Raw genomic sequence first — 22,038 nt, 5'->3', positions numbered from 1 at the left:
TTTTATAATTGGGTACGTAAAGTCGCTGGTTCTGGTCCGCGATCTGTTACGGTATTGTTTCATTTATTACTAGGAAGGATGATATCTTGTGAATTTTGCTTCTGTACGCATCATTACCGACGACGTGGATCGTCTCGTCGAGTTTTATGAGAAAGTCTTGGGTGTTTCGGCGGAGCGCCCCGCGCCCGTTTTTGCCGAACTCGTTGTGCCATCATGCACCCTGGCAATCGGCCACTCCCAGACGGCGGGGCTATTCGGCGCTGGTTCGGTAGTGGCGGCTAACAATCGCACTGTCATTATCGAGTTCCGCGTTGACAATGTTGAAGCCGAATACGTGCGCTTAAAGCCAATTGTTGAAGAATGGGTACAGGAACCGACCACGATGCCGTGGGGAAACCGTTCTATGCTTTTCCGCGATCCTGACTGCAACCTCGTTAACCTCTTCGAGCCGGTGACCGAGGAAGCGATCAAACGGTTCAGCGGTAGGCGTTAAGAACCAGAGATTTTTGTAGTATAGACTTTGCCCCCCTCAAAACTTTTTAATATTTAAGGGGGCAAAGCATATCTGAACCAAACAAACGACGAAATCCGTAATAATTTTTCAGCCTGTGTGGATGTAAATCAACTATCGGATCAATTCTGTCTTTCTTACGACAGCATTAAAAAAACGTTTAGTCAAAAAATAACCTCTTATAGTCACGTAGGGAATAATCCCTCGTGACTATTTTCTTTTCTTTAGAAAAAAGGAAGTACGTTAATAAGCAGTACAAAGTTCAGGAAGTCATTTTATCATCACCTCTCTTGATTCATGTGGCCTTAATTTATCCGATAGGTAAACGTAAAGTCGCTGGATACGGATTCGAGCTATATCCGGAAGGAATCTACGACTGGTCAGATGATAGTTTGATTCAGGAGATACGATTGCACTGGGTCATCAAGTAAAAGAGCCGTTCTCAGATAAGGCATTTCCATCGACCGACTATGAGTTCATTTTGGAGCGTTACGACACTATTAAATTCCGACATATGCTATAGTAAGAGTGAGGTTTCCTTGGGAAATGAAAAAGTAATTTGTATATTGAACATTTGAGGGAACAGTCTTTTTGGAAAAGGGAGAGGAACCAATGTCGCAATCATTTATCTTTGATATGGATGGAACACTATTTCAAACAGATAAGATTTTAGAAATATCTCTTAATGATGCTTTTAACCGTTTACGGTCGCTAAATAAATGGGCTACAGCAACGCCTATTGATAAATACCGTGAAATAATGGGTGTACCTTTACCAAAAGTATGGGAAGCCTTGCTACCTGATCATTCCATTGAAGAAAGAGAGCAAACGGATGCTTTTTTTTTGGAAAGATTAATTGAAAATATTAAAAGTGGGAAAGGCGCTTTATATCCTAATGTAAAAGAAGTGTTCAGTTATTTAAAAGAGAATAATTGTTCAATTTATATAGCGAGTAATGGTTTGACGGAATACTTAAAAGCCATCATCAGTTATTTTAATTTGGATCATTGGGTGACTGAAGCATTTAGTATCCAACAAATCGAATCGCTGAATAAATCAGACTTAGTTCGGATTGTTATTGAAAAATATGGTATTACCAATGGGGCAGTAGTAGGTGACCGCCTATCAGATATAAATGCGGCTAAAGATAATGGTTTAGTTGCAATCGGATGTAATTTTGATTTTGCACAAGAAAATGAACTTGCCCAGGCTGACTTCGTAATCGATGACTTAATTGAATTAAAGACGATTTTGCATAATTTGAATGGTTTAGACCCTAGTCGTGATGGTGTCACTAAACGCTGAGTGGAGTTTTAGATTGAAACGGGATTTAGACTCCGATTATAGTCAATAACAGCAAATGTACTACAGAAAACCATTCCATACGTCAGGAGTGGTTTCTTTTTATTTGTTTATGTGAAATTTTGTGTTAATAACTGTCCTTTATGTTTAAGTATATTATGGTGAACCGTATCCAAAACGATGACGAAAAATTCAGGTGAAAAGTATAGCATATATCAATGTGAATTCACCTTAGTTAAAAGAACTGAAGGAGGTCATTTTGTGGGAAGATCATTTGCTAATTTACATATTAAGTCGAATAACCTTGAGAAGACGATCGATGCACTAAGAGAGCTAAGCCACGGGCATACCGGAGTATTAGGTGGAAAAGAAGCTCAGGAGCCCAAAATTGTCATGTATGTTAGCAAAAGCAACGAGAACTGGGTCAGCGTTCTCCATGATTATTTTGTATGGGGTACGGTGAAGGAGGTTGGCAAAACGCTGTCCCAGCTTATCAGGGAGCCAATCATGACCGGCGGGTACATAAATGAGGAAATATTCGAGTTGTCGATTTTTGCCGATGGAGAGATTCAAGCCGAGAGAACCTTTTGTGAACAGTGGACAAGAGAAGAATACGAGCAGCTCAAAGAAGAACGTCTTAATGATGACTACCTTAGAGAAGTGCTGGGTATCGACAATGAGACTCTGACCGATCTCATCAGTATTACTAGCCCTGAACAAGCCGTTAATAAGCTGTCGGAGCTCGCAGGATTGACTTTGTGGAGCGATTCGGAGTGGATACCGTACGAAGAAACGCTCAGAGAGCAATTTGAAAAATATGAATTTTAAAAATACATAGTGTATCGGCATGGCTCCTTGCATTAGACGGAGATGATACAGTGGCTTGAAGTTTGTCCCAAGGAGGCATTGATGAAGCTGGATTTCTTATTAGATACACATGGAACATGCGTCGGTCAATTGAGAGATGAACTGTTGCCTTTGGAGGAATTAGCAGAGACTTGGGAGTTTCCGTATGATATTCATTTTGTATTGCGTATTTTACCTGAAAGTTACGGCCGAAAAATATTTAGACGTTTTGATAGCAGGGATCACGCTTTATATTTAGACATCAGCATCGTCTATGAGCAGTATCAACGGATGTCTAAAAGTGAACAACGCGAAGCTTTAGGTATCTTTCTCTATGAGTATCTGCTGGAGTCTATTGCGAAATATAAAAAGCACGCAGATAAGGAAACACAAGATCAATTATCGATCCGGGTAAAAAATTGGATGTTAGAAAACAATTGGTTGGATGGAAAGATCAATAGAGCAAGGACGCTACTAGCGCAGGATGTGGGACTTTATGAGGTCAGCCGGCAATTGCAAATGCTATTAGAAGAAGTGGAGTATATCCTTCTCCGTATGCATGACTATGAGCCAACTGAAGCTCATCCGGACAACATCGCAGCTGAGAAAGCCCCGCCGTATCAATTGTAGAAGGCATATGGATAGAGATCCATAGTGACGAATCCGATATTTAAAATGAAAAGTGGGCGATGATCAAACCCCGATGCAAGAAATAGAGAAGCTGGCAGCAGAGATCGCCGGCGGCACGCCGGGATCAACGATTGCGCCGCGAGAGTCTGTTTGCGTCCTGGTGAAAGTCATGCCGCCGGATGAGATTAACACTGAAATCACCCTGCGTTTGAACCGGGCGGATTCTTCGGCTATGCAAGCATGGTTGGCGGAAGCAGCAGAATAAGGGGGCATTAAAGGAGATCAAGCTATGAAAGATTCGTTAATGGAGAGATTAAGGATTTTTCTACATAAGGAAGATAATAGAACACTAGTAGGCATTCCGGCAGTCAAGAGAAAATTAGCAAGGCCCAGCAGGTGCTGAAAGTAACCTTTCATGAGGAGTACTTACAATTTATCAGCATGTTTGGGGGAGCATATGCGGGTCTTGCGATATATGCCTTCTCTAATGGCTCTAGTCTCGGAAATGAAACGGTTGTCGATTTGACGCTGGGATTCCGGGAGCAATTCAAGGAACCTCCTTTTGAAGAAGTTTTACGAACCAGTTTTGTCATTTCCATGGATGGATCGGGTGATCCAATTTTCATCAATCCGGCAGGTGAGGTTTTTATTGGTCATCACGATAACGGGGAGATCAAGTTGTTAGCGAATTCATTCGCGGAGCTGATTGAGGAAAATTTTTATGAATGGTGATCGCGTCAGGTCTTCATTTACGTGCAACAAGCATTTTTGACTCCCTAAAAGGGTGGTGAAGTAATTGAGTGGATTAAAACACAGCGGATTCTATAAACTTAAATTTTTTATAACACCAGAGGAATTTAAAGATGTTTTAAAACTTTTCGAGCAGCAGCAAGTACAATTTAGTCATACTAATTATGCCCGGACAAAACATGACCACGCACAAGTGTATGAGGCTTATAAAAAGTTCTACCAGTATTTCATAACGCAAGCAAAGCCCGATTACTACCCGTTCTTTGTATATTCTATTTCTTTTACTGCTGGTAATGAAAGTTCTGGTTTTTTTGCCAGAAATGAGAGTCTCAGATTTCCATATCGCGAGCAGTGGGCAGAAGATGAACTGCCATACATCATGTTGTCCTTACCGAAAGGTTTTCAAATGGAGTTGGAGGACGAAAAAGGGAAGTATTATATATACGAGGATATTCGGGAACATCAGCCATTAACGTATACGTTTTTTAACGAAGTAGCAGACAATATTAAAATAATCACAACGCCGCTTCGTTTTTTGGCGCATACGGCGGATGGTTTGAAAGAGCAAAAACCGCCGGTTCGCATAAGCAAAAATGCGGTAAATGACATAATGAACTCTTGGATTTTCAAAAAATATAAACTTGTTATGAATCACAGGTAATCATAGACTTCTGCTTCATGCCAAAAAGGAGGTTACGAATGCGCAAGAAATGGAAAAGAAGGATTCTGATCAATGATCCTGTTGTACTAGACCCGGTGCAGATCAAGCAGGATTTGCTAGGTGGTAACCAAGTGATTGTCCAGTTCTCCCACCCGGATTTTTATGGCTCTATCTTGGAGGAAGTCGATGAGCTTTGCGCGACTTTGGATGAGAATTTCGGAGTGCGTTTCTACGGGCATTATTCTCTTTCATTTGATGGTGACACGCTTTTGCGGATTCCCCATGTCAAGATGCTGCATCTTAATAGTCTCACTCAGGCACATAATACCGATACGTTGGCTACGCTGGAACACTTGTACAGTTTGCACATGGGCATATATGAGCTGGAGAACTCGGATATTCTGGGAATAGACTCTCTACGGTCGTTAAGAGAATTAACGATTATTTCGGAGAAAAAGAACCTTAATCTGCTATATTTAAAAGAGTTCTCTCATCTAGAACAATTGCATGTTGGGGGTAAGGTGAAAAACCTGGATGCGGTAGGCCATCTGGAACACTTGAATTCCCTCGCGCTGCATTCGATTAGCAAATCACCCTTGCATTTTATTAACCAATTAAAGAAGTTGAAGCATTTGCGCATTCTTCTTGGAGGCCGGGAGCATATTCAGGAAATCGAAGAGAATGAGATCGACGACATGGAGATCGTTAGAGTCCGTGGATTCCATGACCTGAGCAATATTACTAAATTCAAAGCATTAACAAGGCTCGTAATTGAGGATCAAATTCAACTGCAAGAAATCAGATTTGACCGGGAGATGGAAGCGCTGGAGGAGCTAACTATATCAAATTGTAAAGGCTTGACTTCTTTGTTGAAAATGAAGCACCTGCCTACGCTGCACAAGCTCCGCATTTTTAAAACAGCCCTCGATTATGATTCCTTTATCCATCAAGAGCTTCCAAGTGCTTTAACCGAATTTGAATTCGCGACCTCCAAAAGCAAAGTTGATCAAGAAATAGAAGAATCCTTATTAAAGCTGGGTTTTCAAAAATGGAGCATAACTTGATAGGGGGATTACATAAATGTCAAATGATAACCAGGTGCGTCCCTCTGCTGGCTCCGTTAGAGAAGTTGGTCGTTATCCAATCGACCTGACAGGTCCTCGCAGTCACACTCTTGTCATTCAGCCCGGTGTGGGCAGCCTGTCTATTGGACCACCGCAATTGGGGAAAAAAGCAGATCTTCACGTCGCACCAGACGCGCTCATCGATTGGACCGTATTCGATGCCTTTGCTACACCTGCAGGCTCGCCCTGGCCGCGGTTTCTGCACTATACAGGCAGTGATGCGGGCTTCTTGGATTGGGCACAGCAACGTCCCATTGAAGAGATGACCTGGTCTCCGGTCCTGTCTGCTGATACGGTGGTAGACGCCAGCCAGTCCATTTTGCATGGCTTACATATCGAGCTGGGCCAGTCCGGCGAGCGCCTGACCCTGAGGCTTCCGCAGAGACCCTTCCGCCTCAACGTGTCTGGCGATCTATCACGCTTCTTGGCTACTGGCAATCTGCCGACTTCACTGACACTCGCGCCGCATACCGGCCGACGCAAGAATGATCCTCCTTTTATACTGCCGGAACTCGGTGAATTGCACCAGGTGACGAGCCTTATGCTGCACAACGCGCCGCTGGGACAGCCCATCTCGCTGGGCTGTCTAGAGCGGTTCCCAAATCTTGACTCACTGAGTTTGTGGGGGAACTTCTGCGACATGGACTCGTTGGCTCGTCATACCGGGTTAACGAATCTGGAGCTGCGCTTCATGCCTGATCTGGCGGACTTACCCTCCTTGGACACGTGGCCGTTGCTTGACAGATTTATCGCCTACAATGTGGAAGAGACTGTAGGCAAGCGCCTAAGGCAGCAAATGAAAGCACGCGCTAAAACCCGCCCGTGGACCGGTCATGCTTCAGTGAGCCAATTGCGAAAGCCTGAATGGTGGATGACCGAGTTCGGTCGGCCGTTCTCGTCCTGGCCTAAACGTCAGGCCAAGCTGGCTAATGAAGCATACAACATTGCACAGGCAACCTTGGCCCAGGCCCGCAGCTTTGCCGATGCTGAGGCGGCTATTACGGCTTTCACCATGCGCTTCAATACCCTCAAAGGTATCGAAACTACCGAAAGAGAAGACCTTGGCGAAGCAGTATGGCAACTCAGCCAGTCCAATCATCTGATTGGTCAGCCTATAACGGAAGAGATGGCGCAAGGCTGGTTTGACGCAGCCCGCGATTACTGATTTGAAAGTATTCATGAATGGGTATTTGAAACAGTGAATCACTAATTGGCAAAGGAGTGTTGACCTGTGGTCACCGTTTATGAGGAACGGCGGAAAGGAGCTGTAGCGGAATCGATCGAACATACTGAGGCATCGTTAGCCTTGAGCTTATTGAATCTATGCTTCACCAATTATTGTTAAATACATCTGCTGAAGTGGGAAGTGAGTGATAAGTAAGATTCGATCTGCTTGGGGTATGTCGTAACAAAGAGGGTGCATACACTGGAGGCTTACCATGAGTTTAACAAGGCCCTGAGATACTTGGATGCAGCGAAAATGGAGCAGGGCGAGCATTGTTTGAAAAAAGCAATAGAAACAGCGAAGATCGCTGGTGACAACGCCGTTTTCATACGGGCGGTGATCTGCTACGGTGACTTATTGTCAGAGACGGGGAGGCTCGAACCTGCCGCCGAATGGCTAAAGCTGGCCCTTGAAGAAGCTGCTTCTATGAACTTGGATACGGAAGTACTGAATTTTGAGCTTGGTCGTGCCCGGGTGATTTTGGCTCAATTAGAGGCGAAATAAGGAAACTGGAGGAGAATTCATGTACATAGTATCTCAGCAAAATCCGCTGTCTGAGGCCCAAAACCAAGTGCTCGCGAAGGAAGATGCCGCTATTTATCCCCAAGGCTACCTCCTGTTTTTACGGCGATTCGGCGAAGGGACTTACAGAGGATGGATGAATGTCCAACTGCCTGATTCGGAGGTGCTACAAGCTTTTGCCGAGTATGGGTTGTGGGAGTTTGACGACGACAGCCCCATTCGTGAACAACAGATCGGCGAGTGCATCGCTATAGGTACGACGGTGGACGGTGACTTTCTGGCGGTACATCCCGAGACGGCTGGGCTGCTCTGGCTGCCTCGGCATGCGGAGCACATAAAGGCCATTTTGCTGCAGGCACGGGAGCAGGAGGACGAGAAGACGTATGCCTTGGTACTGGACGACATATACCGTCAGGTTTATGGACGGAGCCTAGAGGAAGAAGTCTATTATGAACCGTGGACGGCCACTCGGAGTCATCTTTTTTTGCGATTGCCACCAGGACAGAACCAGCCTTCACTGCCCGAACTAGCTAGGGTGTGTCAAGCGGATTTTCCGCCGGATATGTCCATTGAGACTCCTTATGCCTGCTTCCTGTTCTATCGGCAACTGGGTGGCTATGTACGATTGAATTATGCTTATCAACAAGAAGTGGCCATCTTCTATGAACAGGATGCTCAACAGACGTTTGCTGTTATGAAGCAATGGCTCTTGTCGATAGGGTGCGAAACGATTACATAAGATTATGAAGCAGGAGTGGTGTGAATGATCGTCCTGAAAGATATCGGGAGATTCGAGGAATTGCCAGAAAGGGCGATGCATATATACGAAGGAAATATTCCGGCTTTACAGGCTGCACTCGCATCAGGTTGGAATATTGAAGAGAGCATCGTACTTAGCAAACATATCACCGTTAGTCCATTAGATCTGGCACTGATATCGCAGCAAAAGGAGGTTGTGAAGCTGCTGGTAGAGCATGGCGCCAACCTGAATGTCCATCATAATCCATCTTTTTTGCGAGCCGTTCGCTATTGCAAGGAGGATGCCGTTCGTTACCTTGTTACGCAGGGAGCCAAGATGGACAAGCTCAACCGAACAGGGGCAGGTGCATATTCACAGGCCTATTATGGCAATAAAAAGAACATTCCCCTTATTCATGAGCTGGGATTAGATATCAAGCTGCATGGTGGTGCTGTATTGCGTCAAGCGGTGACAGACCATGACTATAAGACACTCACATATTTACTAGATCAGGGAGTAGACGTCAATTATAATAAACCGGATATGGTCTATCCTTATGAAGCAACTCCGTTAACCGTGGCGGCGCGAATGGGGGCTATGGACATGGTCAAATTTCTGATCGAACACGGCGCGGATGTTACTTTGGCTGAAAAAGATGGTGAGCGGCCGTATACGATTGCGGTCACCAATAAGCATGCCGTTTTGGCGGATTATCTGAAATCGCTGGAACCGGTCAACTTTCATAATGTGGCGAACAAGAAGCATGAGCTTAAAAAGTATAAATTAACAGATGAACTGCTCAGCTTTCTTACAGAAGATAACCTGCGTCTTGAGCTTGAGCAAAATGAATACGACATCGGGTATATCGACTTTTTTACATTGACCGATACGATTCAGATGAAAGTAGGAAGGCAAAAGCTGCTGCGTCTTTCCGCCGACATTGACAATTACTCTGGTCTGCAGCTGCTCTGGAATCCAAAGAAAGGAGGTTTAGTAGGCTGTTATGACATGGAACACCAGGTCTATGCTGATTTATGCACCTTTACAGAGTTCCTCGCGCACCCTGAATTGCACCTCATAAAGTTTCTTGAGGGAGAGTTGTCCGATGACTAATGAAAATCAAATGAACATTTAACCCAGAGAACAGACAGTATTCTTTTACTCGGGCATTTGGCCCCAAATTCTATCTAAAATAGTATCTTTGCTTGAGCGTTAGAAGAACTTCAAAGCTGCCCATTTATCCAGCACATACTCATACTGCGTAATAACCCATCTGATAGAATCAGAATTATTTTTTACATAATATATTCTATCGGGATGAGCATATCGAGGGTATTTACCAGCATTGCAGAGGGGTCATTCCTGACGAGCATATGCCGCAGCTGATTGTCTTAAACCATCCGCATGACGACTATATGAACGGCCTAATTGCGGTTACGCTGGAGAGCCTTAGTTATAATCTGCAGCTTGTCGAGAAGAGACGTTAAGCAGAAAAATCATTGAAAAAGCGACTTGCTCCCGGCATGACCGGGGCAGGTCGCTATTTTTTTCTGAGTATTTCTATTCAACTTAATATTATTTGTGTATATGAAGGGGAGGTGCAAGCAGCCAGCCTTTTTTCTTATTCATATGTAGGATCTTGATGCCGATCGCTGCTTTGGTGGCATGATATTTAGCGAACAACGCACCGATATCTTCACGGATAGACTGGCCCATAATCGTACTGCATCCCACTAGTCCGGCAGCGTTATCCGCGCCAATCTTGGCTGCAATCTCCATATCGCTATACCGGGCCCCTGCAGGAATGTCTTCCAGTTTAACCTCCGGTCTGTCTGGAAGCGAAGGGGCGGGTGTGATGCCGACCTCCTTCAGCAATTCATCGCATTCGCTGCTTTCTAATTCAGCCTGATTGATTAGATCACCCAGTACGCTTTTAAGATCATCATCTCCAGCATGATTCTGAAACAACCGGTAGAGCGAGATAAGCCCTTTCGCTGCCGTTGAATTTATCCATATGCTGAAAATCTCCCCGTAATGCATCGGCTCATCCTTGGAAGCGCCACCCAAAATTCCGTTCATTACAATCCCCTTCTCTATGTTCGGCATGTTCTGGAACTAGTATGGGATATATACAAGGAAAATATTCCTGATTATTGATTTAGTCTCTAGTAGCATATGTCTTTATCTGAGTTCCAGCCGTTTCATCGGTAACGGATAAGTGTGGTATAATTTCAAGGATGCGCCGATCCTGTCGCCGCAGCTTTTCACTTGAAAGGAGGTGATAACGATGAGTACCATTCATATGCTGACCGGAATTCCCGGCAGTGGTAAGAGCACGTATGCGAAGCAGCTCTGCCGCAGCGAACGGGCTGTGCTAGTAGCTACGGATGAGATCCGAGAGCGGCTGTTCGGTAGCGAATCCAAGCAGAAGAACAACTATCTGGTGTTTGATACGGCTTTTGCAGAGATAGAGCAGATGCTGGCTAGCGGCCGAAATGTTGTTTTTGATGCTACGAATATTGACCGGGGACGTAGACTGAAGTTCCTGAAGCGATTCAGCGAGTTCCCTGTAGAATGCCACGTCTGCGATGCTCCTTACGAACTGGCCCTTGCGCGGAACAAGCTGCGGAAGCGTCGTCTGAATGAGGGAATCCTTATTAAATACGCCAAGAACTTTGCGTTTCCGGTGCCAGGCGAAGGCTTCTCTGCCTTGCATATTGTACATGCTGAAGCTGATTCCGGGATCGTGCGTGAGGAACTGGAACAACTGCTAGCAGCCGGCCCGGGACATGACGAGCTGTTTCGCTATCTGTCTGCATCCCCTTATTTTGCATTGATGGTGGGATTTGATCAGGGAAACCCTTACCATTCCAAGACGTTGTCTGAGCATACCTATAGTGTGCTGGAATATATCAACGAATGCTATGAGGGAGAACATTTGCTGGCAATGCAGCTGGCAGCGCTGTTTCATGATACAGGCAAACCGCTCTGTAAGGTGTGGAAGCAGACCCGGGAGTATTACTCTTACTTCGGTCATGAACATGTCTCCGCGATCATTGCTTGTCATCTGCTGAAAGCGCTGGGTTACGATGACGATTTTGTCCTACATGTCGTCTATTTGGTCAGCTTCCATATGGAGATTCTGCACGGCGGCGACGCAGGAGCTTCGAATATTTATCATCTGCTGGGCGGCGAGCTGCTGGCCGAGTTGTATTTTTTCGCTGAAGCTGATAGCTTTGGCAAGTAAAGAGGTGAACAATCATGAAAGTAAAATATCCGAAGACGATGCACCTGCCCTGGTCGAGAGGGTACACCGATGATGACAAGATTCTGCGGAACACCGAGCATTTCAAGGGCCGAGAAGTGGTCATTACGGAGAAAATGGATGGGGAGAACACCACGATGTATAGTGACTTCATTCACGCCCGTTCGCTAGATAGCAAGGATCATCCGTCACGGCATGTTGTTAAGACGCTGCATGGTGGTATCAAGTATCTGATTCCCGAGGACTATCGATTATGCGGGGAAAATATCTATGCCAAGCATTCGTTGTACTATTCGGCGCTGCCTTCCTATTTTATGCTCTTTTCTGTGTGGGATCACAGTAACCAATGTTTGGCTTGGGAGGAAACTGAAGTATGGGCGGAGCGTCTAGGGCTGGTAACTGTCCCGGTACTGTATAGAGGGATTTGGAACGAGGAAGCAGCAAAGGCTTGTTATACCAAGCAATCGAATTGCGGGGGAGAGCAGGAAGGGTATGTCGTGCGGCTGGCTGACGCTTTTGCGTATGAGGATTTTAAATATAGTGTCGCCAAATTCGTTCGTAAAAATCATGTCCAGACCGATGACCACTGGCTCAGCAAGCCAGTTGAGCCCAATCTATTGCTACCTCGTTAATCAGACGTAACGAAGAAGATATCATTTACATTTTAGAAAAGGGGTGTTGATCATGTAATCAGTAACGTAAGATCTTATTAAACAGTAGATGCAGTTCCTGGTTCATACCGAAAGTTCTCCGATTTTAACTCTAATTAATAGCTGTATATACATATACTCCACCTCATTTAATCTTCATTTCTATAAAATTCCAATTGAATATGAAAAAGGAGCGTCCACCGTCAGAATGACTCTTGTGGGACAGCTCCATTACCTTCCTATTCCTTCAAAGCATTATCAATCGCCTTAGTAAGACCCTCATAAGAAGAATCGGGCAGTAGCACCCCATTCACCATGAACTTGGGCGTGCCGTTAACTCCGTAGGCGCCGGCAATTTTGAAGTCCTCTTTTACATCGAACATGTAGGTATGATTCTTGACATCCTGCTCGAACCGAGCGTAATCAATGCCGTCGATGTTATCCTTGACGAACTTCAGGATGAACTTCTCGGTGGCCCAAATCTTGCTCTCATCGCCTTGATTGGCGTACAGCTTGTGAACGTATTCCCAGAACTTCTCGTTGCTCTGACTATAGATAGCCTCACCTGCGCTCGCGGCCAGATAGGAGTCTCGGTCAATAAAAGCAAAGTTCATGAAGAAAAACTCCGCCTTACCGGTATCTACATAGTCCTTGATGAAAGTGTCAAGATACTGCTCGGTCCATTTTTTGCAAGCAGGGCATTTGAAATCCGCAAATTCTATCACTTTGACTTTGGCCGTGCTGCTGCCCAGATGGGGCTGCTTCTCATATTTTAAACCGTCAACCACAATCTTGCCTTTAACCTCAGTGTAATTAGGCAAGCTATCGAGCTCGGAAGTGCCGCTCTTACTGGTGAAGAAGAAGGTAATTGCTGCAACCAGAACAACACCGATCACCGTCAAGAGCATGGGTAGCAATTTGTTGTTGGTATGTTTTAAATTTACTTGTTTATTCATTTCTGACTTCCTCCTGCACACTTGATCATTCACTGGTACAGTATAATCAAATCCGCTAATGGCAGCCTATGGCATTTCTAACACTATGTCGTGTTCATCTCCAGGATAGAGGGAGCGCAAACTAAAAAAAGGCTATTCCAAGCAGCCTATACATAGCTTTGGAACAGCCCATTTTTATGGAAAATATTTTATACGTGGATTTGAACCTTCTGCGCGGCGGAACGGATGACCGGAGGGACCTCGTAAATCGAAGAAATGGTCTTGACGGCCTGTTGCATTTCGCGCTGAAGCTCAATCATGTTGTAGAGCCATTCGTTCTGTTGTTTAAGATAAATACTGTTGATCCCGGCCGTTACGGCCGGCAGTACATCTGTACGCAGAGAGTTCCCGATCATCCAGGTCACTTTGCGGTCAAAGGCACCACTGGACAGGATGTTCTCTAATGCCTCGACATTTTTATGCTTGCGGATAAAGATACGGTCATCAAAATAAACGTCCAGCTTCATCTGTTCAATCTTGCGTTGCTGTATGGTATCGTCTCCACCTGTGTAGAGGTATAGATCATGACCTTCCTGTTTCAAGGTATCCAGCGTCTCGACCATGCCGGGGTAGGCTTCAATCTCTTGATCATAAACACTCATGCCCAGCTTCATCAGCTGCTGTTCTTCAAAAGCATCGGCTTTGCGTCCGAATTTGGTACAGAAGAAACGATAGGTCCCAATCAAAGATTTAGGGAAGTTATCACTGGCCAGTCCGCTTGAACTCACCGTTTCCACATCAATTTCAGCTTGCTTGCTTCGCACATCGCTGGTAGGAAGTCCATAATCCTGGAACCATTCTGCCATCAGCTCAAAATATTGTCCCAGAATGAGATCGAAGTATTTGTTGCAGTGGACGAGGGTATCGTCCAAATCGAAGATGACTTGTTGAGTCAAATATTTCACGCCACTCACTCCTTGTTCTGTATCTGTCTATTTCAGTCTTTGGTCTTTCGTCCATTCTATTATAAACGTATATAGGATTCCAGGAACATCTGCAGCTCGGAGGCTCCGTCCGGACGGATGCTGAAGCGTTCATTATGCTCGCCGCGCAGATGGATGCGTAGTAGACCAGCTACCCGCAGAATCATCAGATGATGCATAAGCATCTCCCGCGACTGGTTCAAGTCGGACTGTATCTCCCAGAGTGTCTTTGGCTCATGTGCTACATGCCGCAGCAATCTGAGCCTTGTGGGATTAGCTAAAGCTCGGGTCATGCGAAGCAGCACAGTAGGCGGCTCGTCCTCATTGTCTAGGGGCACGTCGACCGGATATTGAATAATGACCATAGTGTTATAGAAGCAATAGGTGTTGATCGGTCGATTGTGCACGGTAGGGAGCAGAACAATGGTCTGCAAATTCGGTAGTTCCTCAATAACGACGCCGCCAGAAGCATATTCAATCAGGGCGATGGGGTCCATTTTGCTCTGGAGCATTTTTTTCTCGGAGGCGTCTTCGATGAGCAGCGGCAGGATTTTATGCTCCACATGGCGGAAATATTGACTGTACCACAGCCGCAGCAGTGGGATGTAGCTGTCCTTGATACGCTGACATTCTTCCAGGGTTAAGCCCGTGATAAGCGGAGCCACCTGCCGGAAGCAATCCTCGAGCGGAGTGGATTCCAGATCATCCAGAAAGTTAAGCACCTTATCGGCTGGCCCAAGGCTGTAAGCCCAGGCATACAAGACATCGTAATCGTTGAATGGCCATTCAGCAGCTTGCATAATCTCCGCAGCCTGGTGCGGCGGAAAGCGGTTTTCCACATCATTGACCCAGTCAGGACCGATGTCCAGATTGGAAATCCATTTTCGCGTAACATATAACATAAAGCTGTCAATCAGCTCATAGACCGGTGAGACATCAATTTTCAATTCATAGTTCATGAAGCTCGCACCCCCAGGAAATCCGTCACTTCTATATATTATCTCTTGTTTTGAAGAGGCTTGTCCACTATAATGTTCGGTGTTTGTCTTTTGAGTGCAGTTCGGATAACTTTTGTTTTTGTTTGCTTTTATTTGTTTTGTAGGAGGATTTCACCTGTGTCAGACCCGCATTCTATCGCTATACGACGTAACAGCAACGTGAATTACCTGATTCTCATCACAGTTATTATTGCCGCCGGACTCAGCCAAGGGCTGCTGCTTCCGGTGTTATCCATTCTTTTGGAGCAAAAAGGTGTTTCTTCGTCCCTGAACGGTCTGAACGCGGCGGCGCTGTACATCGGCTCGTTCGGTATGACGCTGATCGCCGAACGAGTGCTGGGGGCCGTCGGTTTTAAGAAGCTCATTGCCGCTGGCCTCACGCTCGTACTGGTGAGCCTGCTGCTGTTCCCGCTACTTCCGGGCATTAAAGCATGGTTCGTGCTTCGACTCCTTGTCGGCATCGGGGACTCGGCCATCAATTATGCTGCCCAGCTCTGGGTGCTACTGATGACCCCAGCACAGAACCGGGGCCGTAATCTTTCTATTTACGGTATGTCTTACGGCCTTGGCTTCAGTCTTGGTCCTGTGGGGATCAGTCTGTTGCGTTTCGGGCAGGCCACGCCTTTTCTGGTATTAGCTGTGCTGTTCCTGATGACTCTACTACTGACATTGATCAAGCTCCCGGAATCCCGTCCGGAAACCTCTGAGAGCAGGGAGGGGCAGGCGCGCCGCTTTGGGCGAAGTTACAGTCTCGCTTGGTATGCCTTGATTCCTGCGCTGTTATACGGGTATATGGAGGCCAGCCTGAACAGCAACTTTCCAATTTATGGCTTGCGTATTGGTTACAGTGCGGACCAGATTGCTGCTCTGCTGCCTTTTGCCGGTATCGGGGGGCTTGTTCTTCAGCTTCCGCTCGGGATGTGGAGCGACCGATTCGGCCGCAAAAAAATTCTCATGCTTGCCGGTATCGGTGGCGGTCTGGGCTTCGCTCTACTGCCGCTGGTCGGGGACCATTTCATGCTGTCACTAGTGCTGCTTGCCTGTGCCGGCGGTTTTGTCGGCTCGTTCTTCTCACTTGGCTTAGCCTATGCAGCAGATATTCTGCCGCGTAACTTGCTACCGGCGGCTAATGTTGTGGCATCTTTTCACTTTAGTGCTGGCAGTATTCTTGGTCCGGCTTTGGGCGGGCTGCTGCTGGAAGTCGGCTCGGGCGGCGGTGTATTCGGGCTCATGGGCTTGCTCTATATCTTGTTTGGGCTGCTGGGATTATTGTTCTCGCCACGATCACAAATTTGAAGTAAAATAGGAACAGGTGCTCGCATGGAATTTAATCTCACTTTCCAATACACTATAGTATAGAGATGAGGACAGGAGAGCTGAACTATGATCACAGTTGAACATTTAGCCAAAGCAGTCGGGGAGACTAAGCTTCCGGTACTGCAAGACATCGGTTTTCAGTTGGAAGAAGGGGAATTTGTTGCGGTGCTCGGGGGGAGCGGCAGCGGTAAATCTACACTGTTGCGATGTTTGGCGTTACGGGAAAAATGGGATCGAGGAAATTTTCGCGTAGATGGAAAAGATATATTGAAGAGCGGTTTCTCCGGCAAACGGAAAATCCGCCGTGAATGGGCCTATCTTGAACAGAATGCCGAGCTCAATCCCAATCGGACTGCACTGAAGAACGTGCTGATCGGCCAATCCGCCCAAACCCCAATGTGGCGTATGGTAACAGGAATGGTCCGCTCGGATGATTATATGGGAGCCATGGATGAATTGGAGGCCTTGGGTCTGCTGGACAAAGCGAAGCTTAAAGCAAGCCAATTAAGTGGTGGCGAGCGGCAGCGTGTGGCAATTGCCCGTGCCCTGGTGCATGGCGCCAAGGTCATCTTGGCAGATGAGCCCGTGACAGGGCTTGATCCGAAGTCCGCAGAGCGGGTCATGGAGAACCTTCGCAAGCTATGCAAGGAAAGTGGCCTAACGGTCATCGCGGTTCTGCCTATTGAGCTGGCGGAGCGTTATGCCTCGCGAATGTGGGTATTGAAGGATGGTCGTATTAAGCATGACGTTAACGGCCGCCGTTTGACCTCACAGGAGCGTCTCAGCCTTTAATCAAGGAAAAGAGTGATGATATTGAATAGAAGAATCATAAGCCGGTTGGCCGCTGCGTCACTGGCGGTGTCGTTGCTCTCGGGGTGTACGTTCATCAACGACCCGGTAGCTCAGATGAAAACGCCGCGGTTGTCGGCGGACAAGGCATCATTGATGACTGCGATTACATCGATGATACCTTCGGGTTCTTCGCTGATCCGGCCAAAGAATGACGATGACAGTTCGATCCGTACAGAGGATTTGAACAAGGACGGGATCATGGAGACGATCGTTTTCTACGAGACACCGGGAGAGGCTGTGCAGATTCATGGCATGCTTCTGGAAAAGCAGGGAGATGCCTGGGTCAAGAAGCTGGTCTTTGACGGTGATGGTACAGTGCTTGAATCCCTGGATCTGAAGGATGTTACGAACGACGGGAAGCTGGATATCATTGCCGGATATTCTCGTGGTGAAGACAAGGGAATGGTAGTCTATAGTTATTCTAACGGTACGCTGGAAGAAGTGCTGCAGGTTCCTTATACCAAATATATTATAGATGATTTGAATCGCGACGGTATCCAGGACATTACCGTGGTTTCTTTCAAGCGCAATGAATATGCAACTATTACGACTTATCAATACGCCGATGGAGGCTTCAAAATTCTAGATAAGCTGGATAACATCGATCCGTATTTTAATAATTATTACAATATTGTCGCAGGTAAAGTAGCGGAGAACAAAGAAGGTATCGTACTGGATGCAGCCGTGGAGTCCAATTCCGCCTACACCTCTGTGGTAGTCATGGAGAACAACAAGCTTCGGGTAGTTGTGCCTGGGGATGATCGGACCCTGAAAGACCGAAAAATTGTTAGCGAGGACATCGATGGCGATGGTATTATTGAAATCGGTTTGCTGGAGAAACCTAAGGGCTGGGAGTATTTTGAACCCAACACGATACCGTATTTCAATTCCTATTATAAATGGGACGGCAAGGACGGCCTGACATTTGCCATGCAGCAGTATCGTGATCCCGCCGACCGTTTCTACATCAATTTTCCGCCGGAATGGCATGGAAACGTCACGGTGGATACGAAGTCTGTCTTGGATAAATACCTGAAGTTTATTCTGGCGGATACCGGTGAGACGGTTGCCGAAGTATCGTTCTTCTCTCCTCAGGAATGGGAGCAATTGAAGAGCAGCAACTGGGAGCTTTGGGCCCGCGACGGAAATACATTCATAGGTTACCGCGGCAAGCTGGATCAGAAGACCAACGGGGGAAGTAGCAACAAAATTACCACCCCGATCGAAAGGAAGGGAATAGATGAGTAAAGTGCTCATACTGGAGGACGAAGAGTCCATCCGCAGTTTTATTGTCATCAATTTGAAACGTAATGGGTTCGAGGTATTGGAGGCGGCGGACGGCAACGAAGCGCTGCACAAGCTGACTACGATTCCTGATATTGATATTGCGCTCCTGGATGTAATGGTTCCCGGCATTGATGGTTTTGAAGTGTGTCGACGCGTACGGGAGAGCAACGAGCGGCTAGGCATTATTTTCCTCACAGCCAAAGTTCAAGAGCAGGATAAGGTCTACGCATTGTCCGTAGGCGCTGACGATCATGTCAGCAAACCGTTCAGTCCCACGGAGCTGATTGCCCGCATTCAATCGCTGCTGCGCCGGGTTAACGTTCACCGAGAGCCCTCGGCCAAAGTCTCGTTCCAATCCGGGCATTTTACGTTGGATTTGATCTCCAAGCAATTCAAGCGTAGTGGGGAGCTCGTTGAATTGACTCCAACCGAGTTCTCGCTGGTGCAATTCTTCCTGGAAAAAGAAAACACCCCACTTAGCCGTGATCTGCTGCTCGATCATGTGTGGGGCAAGGAATATATGGGAGATCCCAAAATCGTGGACGTGAACATCCGCCGTCTGCGTCAAAAGATCGAGAATAATCCGTCTGAGCCTGAATATCTGCAAACGGTGTGGGGCCACGGCTACAAATGGAGAGGCCAAGGACAATGATTAAGAAGGGGATGCGCAGACAGATCGTACTGCATTACATTCTTGTAGTCTTCTTGGCGCTTCTCCTGGTGGAAGTGATTTTCCTGTTGGCTATTCGGACCTATTACTATGATAGCATTTATAATAAGATTGCTAATCAAATCAGCATGGCGGAGATCTACTTTCAGAAGTATCGGGTTAATGACACGGATACTACGATTCGCCTGAAGGATCTGCTGGACAGCTTCCCGTTGAATAACACAGAGCTTGAGGTGCTGACACTTAACGGTGATATTGTTACCAGTTCTACAGGCTTTCAGCCAGACCGGACAATCACCACCAGCGATGTCCCAGAAGCAGCAGGAGGGAGTATTGGCCGCTGGGTCGGCAGACAGCCAGGAACCAACGAGAGTGTTATGGCAGTTTCCAAAATGCTGCAAATTCATGGTCGTGATGCCTACATCCTGAGATACCTCACTTCGGTGGAGTCGGTTAACAGCGGACTGCTGAACCTTACCCTACTCACTGTAGGGATCGGCGCAGCCGTACTGGCTATTGTTGCGGTATTCAGCTTCGGACTTGCCAACTCCATCGTTAAGCCGCTTAATAACATTACAGCTGTATCCGCTCAAATGGCGAAAGGCAAATTCAATACCAGGATTAAGGGTAACTACAGGTACGAAATTGCGGAACTGGCCTCCACGCTCAATTATATGTCCCAGGAGATTGTGCGTAGCAATCAGATCAAGGATGACTTTATCTCGTCAATCTCTCATGAACTACGCACACCGCTCACCAGTATCAAGGGCTGGAGTGAGACGCTGGTGTCCGGTGGCTATGATCCGGAGGAGACGAAGCTTGGCATGAGCATCATCTCCAAGGAAAGCGATCGATTGATTGGGCTGGTGGAGGAGATTCTTGACTTCTCCAAGCTGCAGCAGAATGAAATGAAGCTGTCTATTGGCATTGTCGATATGAAGGTGCTGCTGCAGGAGACCATCCTGAATATCTGGGCGAAGGCAGAGAAGAAGAGAATCCATCTGGTTCTAGAATGCGACGAAGCTGTATTTGTAAAGGGTGACGGTAACCGACTGAAGCAGGTATTCCTGAATCTTGTGGATAATGCCGTGAAGTTCTCCCATGAGGATTCCAGCATTGTGTTGACTGTGCAGCATCTGTCTAATCAGGAAATCGCCATTATTGTGCGCGACAGCGGAATCGGGATCAGCGAAGCCCATTTGGCCAAGGTTAGAGACCGCTTTTTCCAGGTGGATGCACTCAATGGTGGAACTGGACTCGGGCTTGCCATCACCCAGCAGATTGTCGAGCTGCATAACGGCCGGATTGAAATGCATAGTGAACTGGGCAAAGGGACGCAGGTCACCGTTATTCTGCCGCTGGCTACAGAGCAAGCATTAGTCTAATACAATTCGATCGAGATTAGATAAATATCAGGATAGGGGAAATTGGACATGGCGATACCAGCTACAGGAGAGAATGGGGAGAACAAGGTCTCGCAAAATCCAATTCGCATCGAACGCGTGGGTGTGGACAGGACGGAGGATATTCTGCAGATGCTGAGGGCGGCCGCCCAATGGATGATCGATATCGGCATCCGCCAGTGGTCCCCGGATCAATTCACGGCTGAGGAGATCGCGGGTTATTTTGACGCGAGAGAAGTGTATTTGGCACTGGATGGGGAGGCTCCTGTAGGGCTGTTCACGCTCCAATTCAGCGATCCCCAATATTGGGGGAACAAAAATGATGATGGCTTTGCTTACCTGCACCGTCTTACCGTGGCTGGGAGTTATCGGGGTAGCGGTCTTGGACAGCAAATGATTATGTTCGCCGCCAAACAAGCGCTGAAGCTGGACCGTAAGGGACTTAGACTGGATACGGTATCACACAATGTCAAGCTGAATCGTTATTATCAGAGCCTGGGTTTCCGTTATCAGGGCACGAATGATGCGGGGGGCGGACGTCTTGTGAATCTGTATCAGTACCATGAGAACAGTGAAGACCGGGACGATATTCTGCTTCGCTATTTCTCGGAGGCTGACTTCCCGCTGCTGCAGAGCTGGAGTCAATCGCCGGATTTTCTGAAGCAATGGGCAGGACCTTCACTGACGTATCCTCTGGACAACGAACAGCTGCACAAATATATGAAGGATACCAATCATCCGGCACAATCGTCGCTACTGATTTATAGTGCTGTGCACAGGGCTACCGGAACAGTGGTTGGACACGTCAGTCTGAGCCAGATTAATCGGGAGGACAGCAATGCTCGGATTAGCCGACTAGTGGTTGATCCGCAGTTCAGGGGTCGGGGAATTGGGACGCGTATGCTGGAGGAGACCCTGCGGATTGGCTTTGTAGGACTTGGGCTGCATCGGCTTTCGCTAGGTGTATTTGACTTTAATACCGGGGCTCGCAAGTCTTATGAAGCGGCAGGCTTTGTCCATGAAGGGACACAGCGCGAAGCAGCCTTGATCGCTGGACGGTATGCAGATTGCCTGGAAATGAGCCTTCTTAACCGGGAGTGGCAGGAGCGTTCACGTTAAATTTAGTATATCTTGCATGCAAAGCTGCTTTTGGCGCGGAGTGTCCGTGCTGAAGGCGGCTTTTTTAATATTGTCGGGGTACAGAGCAGCTGGCCAGGTGACAAATCCGTCGAATAATTCAACTTCACTCGATAGGGCATGGGAATAACGGGAATAACTCCTGTTGTTTTTATTGAATTCTCTTCTTTTCTGAAGAAAACTGGAAATTATCCTGTTAAGTTACCTCGTGACTACCCATTTACGGATAAT

Annotated in this window: 23 protein-coding genes and 1 pseudogene; 20 read left to right on the top strand and 4 right to left on the bottom strand. The window is 46.9% G+C overall.

Annotated features, from left to right (window positions below):
* Positions 1–88: 88 nt before the first annotated feature.
* From ACFORK_RS23960 to ACFORK_RS23905, 12 genes and pseudogenes are all read left to right on the top strand, one after another.
* Positions 89–493: a VOC family protein gene (locus ACFORK_RS23960; RefSeq protein ID WP_379203806.1), complete on the top strand. Its 405-nt coding sequence runs from the start codon at positions 89–91 to the stop codon at positions 491–493.
* Between the two features lie 612 nt (positions 494–1,105).
* Positions 1,106–1,816: pseudogene (locus ACFORK_RS23955) on the top strand (HAD family hydrolase); the annotation flags it as partial.
* Between the two features lie 258 nt (positions 1,817–2,074).
* Positions 2,075–2,641, top strand: a complete 567-nt coding sequence (locus tag ACFORK_RS23950) for a hypothetical protein (RefSeq protein ID WP_379203804.1) — start codon at positions 2,075–2,077, stop codon at positions 2,639–2,641.
* Positions 2,642–2,722: 81 nt separating this feature from the next.
* Positions 2,723–3,289, top strand: coding sequence for a hypothetical protein (locus ACFORK_RS23945; protein WP_379203802.1), 567 nt, complete (start codon positions 2,723–2,725; stop codon positions 3,287–3,289).
* 52 nt (positions 3,290–3,341) lie between these two features.
* Entirely contained in the window at positions 3,342–3,554 is a 213-nt protein-coding gene (locus ACFORK_RS23940; protein ID WP_379203800.1) for a hypothetical protein, read from the top strand.
* Positions 3,555–3,685: 131 nt separating this feature from the next.
* The gene (locus ACFORK_RS23935) at positions 3,686–4,021 is read left to right on the top strand and encodes an SMI1/KNR4 family protein (RefSeq protein WP_379203797.1); all 336 of its coding nucleotides are present in this window, start codon (positions 3,686–3,688) and stop codon (positions 4,019–4,021) included.
* Between the two features lie 64 nt (positions 4,022–4,085).
* Positions 4,086–4,700, top strand: a complete 615-nt coding sequence (locus ACFORK_RS23930; RefSeq protein ID WP_379203795.1) for a hypothetical protein — start codon at positions 4,086–4,088, stop codon at positions 4,698–4,700.
* A 38-nt stretch (positions 4,701–4,738) separates the two neighbouring features.
* Entirely contained in the window at positions 4,739–5,764 is a 1,026-nt protein-coding gene (locus ACFORK_RS23925) for a hypothetical protein (protein WP_379203793.1), read from the top strand.
* A 16-nt stretch (positions 5,765–5,780) separates the two neighbouring features.
* Complete coding sequence (locus ACFORK_RS23920) at positions 5,781–6,989, top strand: hypothetical protein (protein ID WP_379203791.1); 1,209 nt, start codon at positions 5,781–5,783, stop codon at positions 6,987–6,989.
* Positions 6,990–7,289: 300 nt separating this feature from the next.
* Positions 7,290–7,553 (top strand): hypothetical protein, encoded by a 264-nt coding sequence (locus tag ACFORK_RS23915; RefSeq protein ID WP_379203789.1) that lies wholly within the window; start codon positions 7,290–7,292, stop codon positions 7,551–7,553.
* 19 nt (positions 7,554–7,572) lie between these two features.
* On the top strand, positions 7,573–8,310 hold the full coding sequence (locus tag ACFORK_RS23910; protein WP_379203787.1) for a hypothetical protein: 738 nt from the start codon (positions 7,573–7,575) through the stop codon (positions 8,308–8,310).
* 24 nt (positions 8,311–8,334) lie between these two features.
* Positions 8,335–9,423 carry an ankyrin repeat domain-containing protein gene (locus ACFORK_RS23905; RefSeq protein WP_379203785.1) on the top strand — a complete coding sequence of 363 codons (1,089 nt, stop codon included), beginning with the start codon at positions 8,335–8,337 and terminating at the stop codon, positions 9,421–9,423.
* Between the two features lie 462 nt (positions 9,424–9,885).
* Here the strand turns inward: ACFORK_RS23905 and ACFORK_RS23900 are convergent, their stop codons facing one another.
* Positions 9,886–10,389, bottom strand: a complete 504-nt coding sequence (locus ACFORK_RS23900; RefSeq protein WP_379203783.1) for a DUF3231 family protein — start codon at positions 10,387–10,389, stop codon at positions 9,886–9,888.
* Positions 10,390–10,597: 208 nt separating this feature from the next.
* Between ACFORK_RS23900 and ACFORK_RS23895 the strand changes: the two genes are divergently transcribed.
* Both ACFORK_RS23895 and ACFORK_RS23890 read left to right on the top strand, forming a co-directional pair.
* Complete coding sequence (locus ACFORK_RS23895; RefSeq protein ID WP_379203781.1) at positions 10,598–11,557, top strand: AAA family ATPase; 960 nt, start codon at positions 10,598–10,600, stop codon at positions 11,555–11,557.
* Between the two features lie 14 nt (positions 11,558–11,571).
* Positions 11,572–12,207, top strand: a complete 636-nt coding sequence (locus ACFORK_RS23890; protein ID WP_379203779.1) for an RNA ligase family protein — start codon at positions 11,572–11,574, stop codon at positions 12,205–12,207.
* A gap of 257 nt (positions 12,208–12,464) precedes the next feature.
* On the opposite strand, the gene ACFORK_RS23885 is transcribed toward ACFORK_RS23890, so the two are convergent.
* From ACFORK_RS23885 to ACFORK_RS23875, 3 genes are all read right to left on the bottom strand, one after another.
* Positions 12,465–13,181, bottom strand: a complete 717-nt coding sequence (locus ACFORK_RS23885) for a DsbA family protein (protein WP_379203777.1) — start codon at positions 13,179–13,181, stop codon at positions 12,465–12,467.
* Positions 13,182–13,369: 188 nt separating this feature from the next.
* Positions 13,370–14,125, bottom strand: coding sequence for an HAD family hydrolase (locus tag ACFORK_RS23880; RefSeq protein ID WP_379203775.1), 756 nt, complete (start codon positions 14,123–14,125; stop codon positions 13,370–13,372).
* A 59-nt stretch (positions 14,126–14,184) separates the two neighbouring features.
* Complete coding sequence (locus ACFORK_RS23875) at positions 14,185–15,102, bottom strand: ArsR/SmtB family transcription factor (protein WP_379203773.1); 918 nt, start codon at positions 15,100–15,102, stop codon at positions 14,185–14,187.
* 156 nt (positions 15,103–15,258) lie between these two features.
* On the opposite strand from ACFORK_RS23875, the gene ACFORK_RS23870 reads away from it, so the two are divergent.
* The 6 genes from ACFORK_RS23870 (at position 15,259) to ACFORK_RS23845 (ending at position 21,789) form a co-directional block, all read left to right on the top strand.
* Positions 15,259–16,437 carry an MFS transporter gene (locus ACFORK_RS23870; protein ID WP_379203771.1) on the top strand — a complete coding sequence of 393 codons (1,179 nt, stop codon included), beginning with the start codon at positions 15,259–15,261 and terminating at the stop codon, positions 16,435–16,437.
* A gap of 87 nt (positions 16,438–16,524) precedes the next feature.
* A complete protein-coding gene (locus tag ACFORK_RS23865; RefSeq protein ID WP_379203769.1) occupies positions 16,525–17,250 on the top strand; it encodes a phosphonate ABC transporter ATP-binding protein in 726 nt (241 codons plus the stop codon).
* 15 nt (positions 17,251–17,265) lie between these two features.
* The gene (locus ACFORK_RS23860) at positions 17,266–18,558 is read left to right on the top strand and encodes a hypothetical protein (RefSeq protein WP_379203766.1); all 1,293 of its coding nucleotides are present in this window, start codon (positions 17,266–17,268) and stop codon (positions 18,556–18,558) included.
* Positions 18,551–19,249: a response regulator transcription factor gene (locus tag ACFORK_RS23855; RefSeq protein ID WP_379203764.1), complete on the top strand. Its 699-nt coding sequence runs from the start codon at positions 18,551–18,553 to the stop codon at positions 19,247–19,249. Before ACFORK_RS23860 ends, ACFORK_RS23855 begins: the two co-directional genes overlap by 8 nt.
* Positions 19,246–20,652 carry a sensor histidine kinase gene (locus ACFORK_RS23850; protein ID WP_379203762.1) on the top strand — a complete coding sequence of 469 codons (1,407 nt, stop codon included), beginning with the start codon at positions 19,246–19,248 and terminating at the stop codon, positions 20,650–20,652. The genes ACFORK_RS23855 and ACFORK_RS23850 overlap by 4 nt, the downstream gene beginning before the upstream one ends.
* 48 nt (positions 20,653–20,700) lie before the next feature.
* Positions 20,701–21,789 carry a GNAT family N-acetyltransferase gene (locus tag ACFORK_RS23845; RefSeq protein WP_379203760.1) on the top strand — a complete coding sequence of 363 codons (1,089 nt, stop codon included), beginning with the start codon at positions 20,701–20,703 and terminating at the stop codon, positions 21,787–21,789.
* The last annotated feature ends 249 nt before the right edge of the window (positions 21,790–22,038 follow it).

It is taken from the genome of Paenibacillus sp. GCM10012306, from assembly GCF_042649265.1.
In the GTDB taxonomy this organism is placed as follows: domain Bacteria; phylum Bacillota; class Bacilli; order Paenibacillales; family Paenibacillaceae; genus Paenibacillus_AQ.
The sequence above is the reverse complement of the archived record's forward strand: the minus strand, read 5'-3'. Positions and strand labels throughout refer to the sequence as shown.